Source organism: Frankia sp. CeTa3Moorea (genome assembly GCF_978021225.1).
In genome coordinates, this window is sequence record NZ_CDXDOR010000187.1 from 1 (window position 1) to 7,830 (window position 7,830).

Below are 7,830 nucleotides of genomic sequence, written 5' to 3' on the forward strand. Positions count from 1 at the left end.
GGTTAACCCTCAGTCGGGTGGGTTGATAGCTCTTTTCCTGCGGTGGCCGCCGGGGTCACGCCGGGCGGGAGCGAGGATGGGCTCGGGTTGGTCGGGTCGCTGCCGGTAGGGGAGCGGAATGTACTCGACCGACGGGCGGCCCGTCCTGGGCTGCGGGTAGAGCCGCATGAGTCTGCGCACCTCGTTGGGTAGGTCCGTGGAGGCGGTGAGGCCGAGTTCGCGGACGGTGCGCACGTCGATCGGGAAGTCGTGGGTCCACCTTCCCTCGGACAGCGTCCTGGCCAGCTGGTCGGCGCGGTCGGGCGGAAGGCGGCGGCGTAGGAGCCGGCCGGCGAACTCCTGGATCTGTCGCTGGGCCTTGCGGGAGACGTCGGTCATGATCAACGTCTTGTCGTCGATCTCGTTCACGTTCTTGCGAACCACGACGTCGAGGATCGACGCGACCGGCATTCCGCCGACCTGCGGATCGACCGGGCCGAGGACGGCCGACGGTGCCATGACGACGTGGTCGGCCGCCAGTGCGATGAGCGTCCCGCCGCTCATCGCGTAGTGCGGAACGAACACGGTGACCGGGCCGGGGTGGTCGGCCAGGGCGGATGCGATCTGCTCGGCCGCGAGGAAGAGGCCACCGGGGGTGTGCAGGACGAGGTCGACCGGCAGGTCGGGGTCGGTCAGTTCAATCGCCCGGATGACGGCCTCGGAGTCCTCGACGCTGATGAATCCGCCAAACGGGATCCCGAGGAACGCGAAGTTCTCCCGCCGGTGAATCATCGTGATCACACGTGAGTGGCGAGTACGTTCGAGTGCCCGCAGCGCCTGGCCACGCTGGAACGCGAGCGTGCGTTGCTGGATCAAGGGGGTGAGACTGGACAGGATGATGAACAGCCAGAGGATATCCAAGATCGTCATGCCCGCCGCTTTCTGTTGAGGTCTTCAGCCGCCCGCCGGTCAGCTGGGCCGGTCGGAGGGCGTGACCGTGACCTCCTGGCCGCTTCCGTCGCGCCGCAGACCGAGCGTGACCTGATGTCCGGGCGAGATGCCACGCAGTTCCGCGAAGAAGTCCTCGGCCGAGTTGACGGGCTTCCGGTCAAAGGTGCGGACGACGTCGCCAGGGGGACGCCGGCACGGTCCGCGGGGCCACCCGCGACGACGGCGAGGACGAGGGCACCACCGGTGACATCCAGGCCGAGTTGTCCGGCGATCCAAGGGTTTCTCGCGCGGCGAAGCTTTCTCACGCGGCGAAGGGGTAGGTCCGTGGTGGTTCGCCGCGATCCCAGCGGGTCGTCCGTTCGAGTGGTTCGACGGCCCGGGTCTCGTCGATATGGATGATCGCGTCGAACTGGTCGGCGGCCCGGGCACGGAAGTAGTGACTGTGCCGTTCGGTGCCGGGGCGGTAGATCACGCCGATGGCGCGTTCCAACCGGGCCGAGGTCAGTATCCGGGCGGCCCACTCGGCGGAGCCGAGGGGGACGAGGAACTCCTTCTCGCCTACCTTGTGGAACAGATCCTCCAGGCTCTCGGGAAGCGCCGGGCGGACCCGTTTACGGCCGGCCGGGGCATCCCAGTCGTCTGCGGCGGTCACCGTGCCGGTGTAGGTGGTGAAACCGATCAACCGGCAGTCACCCGGGTGCCGGATCCGTACCACCTGACCGAGAGTTATCTCGCCGCGGGCCGCGACTTCGGTCGCTGTGGCATCCCCGACGTGGGAGTTGTGCGCCCACAGCACGATCTTCGCCGGAGTATCGGACTGCCGGCGCAGATGAGTGGCGAGCGCGTCGAGGGTACCGGCCATGTGCCGGTCACGTAGGTTCCAGGAGGAGACCCGGCCGGAGAACATGGACCGGTAGTAGTCCGCCGCGGCCTTGACGGTCCGCGCGTTCTGCTCGGCGTAGAAGAAGTCGTCGGCGAGTGGCCCGCCCGGCCCGGTGTACTCGGCCGCGTGGCGCCGCAGGTCGACGAGCTGGTCGACGACCGCCTGTTCGCACGTCTCGCCCGCGCCGAACGCCGCGGCCTGGCCGTAGGCCTGGCCCTCGCCGCCGTAGTGATCGAAGCAGGCGTACCGTTCACGGGCCCGCCTGGCCGCAGCCGGGTCGACCCGGTCCAGGTAGGCGATGACCTCCTGGATGGAACGGTACAGGCTGTACAGATCCAGTCCGTAGAAACCGGCCTTGGCCCGTTCCTCGGCGCCGATCCGGTCGTTGCGCTCACGCAGCCAGCCGACGAAGTCGAGGACGACCGTGTTGCGCCACATCCAGGTTGGGAAACGTTCGAAGCCACGCAACGCCTCCTCGGCCGTCACATCCTCGCTGTGACCGCGGACGAACCGGTTCACCTGGTAGGCGTCCGGCCAGTCCGCCTCCGCCGCCACCGCGCAGAACCCCTTTTCCTCGATCAGCCGCCGGGTCATCGCGGCGCGGGCGGCGTAGAACTCGTGGGTGCCGTGCGACGCCTCGCCGATCAACACCAGGCTGGCGTCACCAACCAGATCGAACAGCCTGTCGCCGGCCGGAACGCCGTCCTGGACCGGCACCATCTCGGATCGGACGACGGCCGCATCCGTGCGGTACACCACGGTTCCCGCGGGAAGCCGGGACGTCGCCGCCGCGCGCAGCAGACTGCGCACCTGTTCATCGGTGGTCTGGGTGAAATCCCAGTAGGACTGCCCGACCGCAAAGAACGGCGACGGCGTCGTCGCACACACCACCTCGTCCGCCAGCGCCGTCAGCTCCCGGCAGGTGGAAGAGGGTGCCGCCGGCACGGCGACGACGATCCAGGCCGGCTGCAGTTGCCGCAACGCCTGGATGGCGGCCCGCATACTCGCGCCCGTGGCCAGGCCATCATCGACAAGAATGACGGTCTTGCCGGCCACGTCCGGTATCGGCCGGCCTTCCCGATAAGCCTGCTCCCGGCGCAGCAGCTCCCGGCCCTCCTGCTCCGCCACCCGCTGGATCACCTCCAGGGGGAGGTTCAGACCGCGGACCACATCGTCGTTGAGGACCAGCACCCCGCCACTCGCGATCGCGCCCATCGCCACTTCCTCGCGGCCCGGGACCCCGAGCTTGCGCACAACGAACACGTCGAGCGGAGCACCGAGATCCTTCGCAACCTCGTAGGCAACCGGCACCCCTCCCCGCGGGAGCCCCAGAACCAGCGCATCGGGGCGGCCCCGGTACTGCTCCAACAGAGCAGCGACCTGCCGGCCGGCATCCCCCCGGTCACGGAACAGACGATCCGACACGACGCTGCCCTCTGCCCACTCGGCGGCAAGATTCGCTTGATGCCCAGCACGGAGCGAGGGAAACCGTGTGTCCGTGGTCGGCCGGCCGGCGACGCCCGACCGGTCGGTCTCGCGGCCGGCCCGCTGCATTCACCGGAGCCCGCCGAGGGCGCGCGTCAGACCGCCGCGGCCGGCACCGGGGCGAGGGCGAGACCCGTCCCCGGCAGGGCGGCCCGCACCTCGGCGGCGAGCAGGTTCCAGTCCGTCACACGGGCCGAGGTCGAGCGGTAGGCCAGGCCGACGCGCCGGTGCGGCGCGGGCCGGCGGAACGTGGCGACGGCCAGGCCCCGCCCCTCGCCGACCTCGACTCCGACGGCGGCGGCGGGGACGAGGGTCAGCCCCAGGCCACCGGCGACCATCTGGACGATCGTCGACAGGCTCGCCGCACGCAGGGTAGAACGCTCCCGTGCCCCCGCCTCCCGGCAGACCTCGAGCGCCTGGGCCCGGAAGCAGTGCCCGTCCTCCAGCAGGAGCAGGTCCTGCCCGCCGATGGCGGCGACCGGCACGGCGGCGCCACCCGCCAGCGGGTGATCCGCGGGGGTGACGAGGACGAAGTCCTCGTCGTACAGCGGGATCTCGGCTGTCCCCGGCTCATCGGTGGGCAGAGCGAGCAGCGCGAGATCGAGCGCACCACCGCGCAGCTCCGCCAGCAGGGTGGCCGTCTGGGACTCCCGCGGCCGCAGCCGTGCCTGCGGCCACCGTTCCCGCAGCGTCGGCAGCAGCCGTGGGAGCAGGTAGGGGGCCACCGTGGGGATGACCCCGAGACGGATGTCACCGACCAGGGGCTCCCGGGCCCGGATGGCCAGTTCGCCGATGTCGTCGACGGCGCCCAGCACCCCCCGGGCCCGCCGGACGATCTCCTCCCCGAGTTCGGTGAGCAGGACGCTGCGGGTGGTGCGTTCCACGAGCTGGACGCCCAGGGTGCGCTCGAGCGCCGCCACCGCGCTGGACAGCGTCGGCTGACTGACATGCAGGGCCGCCGCGGCGCGGCCGAAATGCCGGTGATCGGCCACCCCGACGAGGGCGCGCAGCTGGGCCAGGGTCGGTTGCGGACTAGCCATAGATTGAGGCTATCAAAGTTGCGGAATTTTTCGATTTCTCTTCCGAGTGGCCGACCGTGACAGTGTGACAGTTGTGACAGTGGAGTCATCCCTGCGCGGCTTCTCGATCAACGAGGCCGTCGACGAGGCCGCCAACGAGGCCGCGGCCATCTACTGGGGCCGGTGTCACGGCTGTTCCACCGCACGCGTTCCTGATCGCTCTTGATATCCGTCTATGCCCGGAGGGTCCCATGTCCGAGAACCATGACGCAGTCGTGTACGACATGAATGCGGAGAGCGGCGGTGGCTGCCCGGTCGCGCCCGGTCGCGCCCCGCACCCCACCCAGGGCGGCGGAAACCGCGGCTGGTGGCCGAACCAGCTCAACCTGAAGATCCTCGCCAAGAACCCCGCCGTGGCCAACCCCCTCGGCGGGGAGTTCACCTATGCCGAGGCCTTCAGGACCCTCGACCTCGCCGCCGTGAAGCAGGACATCGCGGAGGTGCTGACTACCTCGCAGGCCTGGTGGCCGGCCGACTACGGTCACTACGGCCCGTTCATCATCCGGATGGCGTGGCACAGCGCGGGCACCTACCGCATCAGCGACGGCCGCGGTGGTGCGGGTGCCGGCCAGCTGCGTTTCGCTCCCCTCAACAGCTGGCCGGACAACGCGAACCTCGACAAGGCTCGCCGCCTGCTGTGGCCGGTCAAGAAGAAGTACGGCCAGAAGATCTCGTGGGCCGACCTGATGATCCTCGCCGGCAACGTCGCCCTGGAGTCGATGGGCTTCGAGACCTTCGGCTTCGCCGGCGGTCGGGTGGACGTCTGGGAGCCTGACGAGGACGTCTACTGGGGCCCCGAGACCACCTGGCTCGACGACGAGCGCTACACCGGCGACCGGGAGCTCGAGAATCCCCTCGCCGCGGTCCAGATGGGTCTCATCTACGTCAACCCGGAGGGCCCGAACGGCAACCCGGACCCGATCGCCGCGGCACGCGACATCCGCGAGACGTTCCGCCGGATGGCGATGAACGACGAGGAGACGGTCGCCCTGATCGCCGGCGGCCACACCTTCGGCAAGACCCACGGCGCGGCCAACCCGGACGAGCACGTCGGCCCGGAGCCCGAGGGCGCCCCCCTCGAGGAGCAGGGCTTCGGCTGGACGAGCACCTTCGGCACCGGCAGGGGCGGGGACACGATCACCAGCGGGCTTGAGGGTGCGTGGACGAACACCCCGGTGAGCTGGGACAACAGCTTCTTCGAGATCCTGTTCGGCCACGAGTGGGAGCTGGCGAAGAGCCCCGCCGGTGCGAACCAGTGGAAGCCCAAGGACGGTGCCGGTGCCGGCACCGTCCCCGACGCCCACGACGCATCGAAGAGCCACGCCCCCACGATGCTGACGACGGACCTCGCCCTCCGGTTCGACCCGATCTACGAGCCCATCTCGCGGCGCTTCCTGGAGAACCCGAGCGCGTTCGCGGACGCGTTCGCCCGGGCGTGGTTCAAGCTGACGCACCGTGACCTGGGGCCGGTCGCGCGCTACCTCGGCCCGGAGGTCCCGACCGAGACGCTGCTGTGGCAGGACCCGCTCCCGGCGGTGGCCCACGAGCTCATCGACGCCGCGGGCGTCGCCACTCTCAAGGGTCAGATCCTCGCCTCGGGCCTGTCGGTCTCCCAGCTGGTCTCCACCGCGTGGGCGTCGGCCTCGACGTTCCGCGGTGGTGACAAGCGCGGCGGCGCCAACGGTGCGCGCATCCGCCTCGAACCGCAGCGCGGTTGGGAGGTCAACGACCCCGACCAGCTGGCGGCGGTCCTGCGCACGCTGACGGGGATCCAGGAAGCCTTCAACGCCGCCCAGACCGGCGGCAAGCAGGTCTCGCTCGCCGACCTGATCGTGCTCGCCGGTGGTGTTGCCGTCGAGCGGGCCGCCGCGAACGCCGGCTTCGACGTCGAGGTCCCCTTCGCACCGGGACGTACCGACGCGTCGCAGGAGCAGACCGACGTGGAGTCGTTCGCGGTGCTCGAGCCGACGGCAGACGGGTTCCGCAACTACCTCGGGAAGGGCCACCGCCTGCCGGCTGAGTACCTTCTGCTCGACCGGGCGAACCAGCTGACCCTGAGCGCCCCCGAGCTGACGGTCCTCGTCGGTGGTCTGCGGGTCCTGGGTGCCAACTACCAGCAGTCGCCGCTCGGCGTCTTCACCGCGACTCCCGGGTCGCTGACGAACGACTTCTTCGTCAACCTGCTCGAGCTGGGCACGACGTGGAAGGCGACGTCCGAGGACGCGAACACCTTCGAGGGCCGCGATGCCGCCACGGGCAAGGTCAGGTGGACCGGCAGCCGCGCCGACCTCGTCTTCGGTTCGAACTCCGAGCTGCGCGCGCTCGCGGAGGTCTACGCGAGCGACGACGCGCGGGAGAAGTTCGTGCACGACTTTGTCGCGGCGTGGGTCAAGGTGATGAACCTCGACCGGTTCGACCTCGTCTAATCCTGGTTCACCTCGCCCGATCCTGACGTCCAGGTTGGCCCGTGCCGGGCCAACCTGGACGTCCCCGGTCCCCGGTCCCGAGCTCCCCGTTCCCGTACCGAGCGTCGGCCTCACCACTGGCGCACTCGCCGTACTCGCCGTACTCGCCGTACTCGCCGAGATCTCCCTCACCGCCGCCGCCGCGCTCGGGAAGAGCGATAGCGTGCGCGCCGCCAGCCTGCATCTGGACACGCCTGGCGACTGGCCCACGCGCCCACCCGAGGCACGGGAGAAACCCTCGGCATCCGGTCCCCTCGCTCCCCTGCTGCTCTATACCCAGGCCTGGGCCGGCGACCGCCACGGTTCGGCGCACCGGCTGCCGTTGCACCGTTCATCGGGCACCATCACCGGGTCCGACGGTCAGGTGGTGGCCGCGGTGTCACCGGCGCTGAGCCGGATACTGCCCACCAGATCGGCCACCCAGGTGATGTCGATGGACGTGACCTTCGTCCGTTCCCTCCCCCTCGGCTCCCTCCCCCTCGACGCGGAGGCCGAGGCGGCGGTCACCGTGCGACGCGTAAGTCGACAACTCGCTGTAGCCGACTCCGAGATCGGAACGGCGGGATCCCGCCCGAGCGTGCTCGCGCGTTTCCTCGTCTCGCGCATCACCGTCCGCTGACCCCTTCGAGGACGCGCTGGTCAACGCCCGTTCGAGGGACTGGACGGAGCGGGGACCGCAGCAGTCCGGTCGAGCGCGCCCGCACCTGAGCCGAGTCGGTCAGGTCGACATTTTTATTAACTCTGCGTAACAGAATGCGGAATACAACGTGGTCCTTCGCCGCCCCGGACCGGAGGGCCACCCCTATTGCTGCCACAATGCGACTTCGTAAGCACGGTTCGTAGCCAGACCGCACCAAAGACCACTAACCGCACATCCAACATTGCAGTCCGGAGTCGGGGGAATGCCAGGTCCCGGACAGCGCGATCATCAGGGGGATCAAGAGATCATGACGTTAACGCATCCGACCGAGACGCCGACGAGCCGGAT

General features: G+C 69.6%; 7 protein-coding genes. 3 read left to right on the forward strand and 4 right to left on the reverse strand.

The features are described from left to right. Positions 1 to 9: 9 nt before the first annotated feature. From AC08OV_RS21780 to AC08OV_RS21795, 4 genes are all read right to left on the reverse strand, one after another. Entirely contained in the window at positions 10 to 909 is a 900-nt protein-coding gene (locus tag AC08OV_RS21780) for an SDH family Clp fold serine proteinase (protein WP_476614437.1), read from the reverse strand. Between the two features lie 39 nt (positions 910 to 948). Then, entirely contained in the window at positions 949 to 1,206 is a 258-nt protein-coding gene (locus tag AC08OV_RS21785; RefSeq protein ID WP_476614438.1) for a PDZ domain-containing protein, read from the reverse strand. A gap of 25 nt (positions 1,207 to 1,231) precedes the next feature. Beyond that, the gene (locus AC08OV_RS21790; protein WP_476614439.1) at positions 1,232 to 3,238 is read right to left on the reverse strand and encodes an erythromycin esterase family protein; all 2,007 of its coding nucleotides are present in this window, start codon (positions 3,236 to 3,238) and stop codon (positions 1,232 to 1,234) included. A gap of 155 nt (positions 3,239 to 3,393) precedes the next feature. Beyond that, positions 3,394 to 4,338, reverse strand: coding sequence for a LysR substrate-binding domain-containing protein (locus AC08OV_RS21795; protein WP_476614440.1), 945 nt, complete (start codon positions 4,336 to 4,338; stop codon positions 3,394 to 3,396). A 64-nt stretch (positions 4,339 to 4,402) separates the two neighbouring features. On the opposite strand from AC08OV_RS21795, the gene AC08OV_RS21800 reads away from it, so the two are divergent. From AC08OV_RS21800 to AC08OV_RS21810, 3 genes are read left to right on the forward strand one after another with little or no spacing between them, the layout of a single operon-like run. Beyond that, positions 4,403 to 4,543 carry a hypothetical protein gene (locus AC08OV_RS21800; protein WP_476614441.1) on the forward strand — a complete coding sequence of 47 codons (141 nt, stop codon included), beginning with the start codon at positions 4,403 to 4,405 and terminating at the stop codon, positions 4,541 to 4,543. A gap of 25 nt (positions 4,544 to 4,568) precedes the next feature. Continuing rightward, positions 4,569 to 6,803 (forward strand): catalase/peroxidase HPI, encoded by a 2,235-nt coding sequence (gene katG / locus AC08OV_RS21805; RefSeq protein ID WP_476614442.1) that lies wholly within the window; start codon positions 4,569 to 4,571, stop codon positions 6,801 to 6,803. Between the two features lie 34 nt (positions 6,804 to 6,837). Further along, positions 6,838 to 7,461, forward strand: a complete 624-nt coding sequence (locus tag AC08OV_RS21810; protein WP_476614443.1) for a hypothetical protein — start codon at positions 6,838 to 6,840, stop codon at positions 7,459 to 7,461. The last annotated feature ends 369 nt before the right edge of the window (positions 7,462 to 7,830 follow it).